The sequence below is a fragment of the Bacillus sp. mrc49 genome, assembly GCF_002803435.1.
The window spans coordinates 1-544 of sequence record NZ_PHNG01000007.1; the positions used below are offsets into that span (position 1 = coordinate 1).

1 protein-coding gene is annotated in these 544 nt (G+C 56.6%); it reads right to left on the bottom strand.

All coding sequences use genetic code 11. From position 1 onward, the window contains the following. The coding region (locus tag CVN76_RS00155) for a DnaB-like helicase C-terminal domain-containing protein (RefSeq protein ID WP_157805367.1) at positions 1-544 on the bottom strand (544 nt) is incomplete at both ends.

A 544-nucleotide genomic window follows, 5' to 3' on the forward strand; every position in this document is an offset into this window, starting at 1 on the left:
CGCCACCACAGGTACCTGCAGCTCTTTCGCCAGGGCTTTTAACGAGCGGGAGATCTCGGCAATTTCCAACGTTCGGTTGTCGGAGAGCGACGGCACGCGCATCAACTGCAGGTAGTCAATCATGATCAGACTGATGCCGTCATGTTCACGGAAAATACGCCTCGCACGTGAACGCACTTCGGTTGGCGTCAGGCCGGAGGAGTCGTCAATGTACATATTGCGCTTCTCCAGCAGGATACCCATGGTGCTGGAAATTCGCGCCCAGTCCTCATCGTCCAACTGGCCGGTACGGATACGGGTCTGGTCCACACGCGACAGCGAGGCCAGCATACGCATCATGATCTGGTTGCAGGGCATTTCCAGGCTGAAAATCAGCACGGGTTTGTCCTGCGTCATCGCGGCGTGTTCGCACAGGTTCATGGCGAAGGTGGTTTTACCCATTGCAGGGCGGGCAGCGACGATGATCAGATCCGATTTTTGCAAACCGGCGGTTTTCTTATTGAGATCCTGATAGCCGGTATCCACCCCGGTCACGCCATCGTGC